The following is a 562-nucleotide window of genomic DNA, read 5'->3' as shown; positions in this document are numbered from 1 at the left end:
CGGGGTGGCCGGTGAGTACAGGGCGGTCACCGCGGCGCTCGCCGTCCAGGCGGCGTTCAGACTCGGTGCCCACAGCGCGGGGGGCAGCGCGGGCAGGGTGCGCAGCACGGCGTTGGGCGCGGTGGCGGCGCAGTGAACTCGCTGCCTTGACGAAGACCCGCCTGCCGTTCGCCAGGTGTACCCGTGCGGCCATGCCTTCCGAGAAGCCACCTGGTTGACTGATCGCGTCGGCCACCGGGCTGCCGAGCAACCGCTCAATCCCAGCCGTTGCCTCGAAAGGCATCGTCGCCCAGGTCGTCCTTCGGCTACCTGTGGCCTCCGGCATGCCCAGATCTGCCGCAGTGCGTCGTTCGTCGCGATCACCGGTCATCGTGGTCTTCCCTGTCTGCAGCGGATGGCGGTCATTCTGCGAGCGGGCCGTCCCCGTCTCCGGCAACTCCATCGGGTTCCTGGAGATGGGCCAGGGCCTGTCCGATCGGCGGGGAGGAACACCGGACAGGCCCTGGCGGATAGGGGCGCGACGGGGCGCGGGGAGGTGGGCCGGAGTGATGCCCGTTGTCGT

At 70.5% G+C, this 562-nt stretch carries 1 pseudogene; it reads right to left on the bottom strand.

What is annotated here, in order from left to right:
* Positions 1-129: pseudogene (locus tag AWZ10_RS55925) on the bottom strand (questin oxidase family protein); the annotation flags it as partial.
* Between the last annotated feature and the right edge of the window lie 433 nt (positions 130-562).

Source organism: Streptomyces europaeiscabiei (assembly GCF_001550375.1).
Classification (GTDB): domain Bacteria; phylum Actinomycetota; class Actinomycetes; order Streptomycetales; family Streptomycetaceae; genus Streptomyces; species Streptomyces europaeiscabiei.
This window is presented reverse-complemented; position numbering and strand designations above follow the sequence as displayed.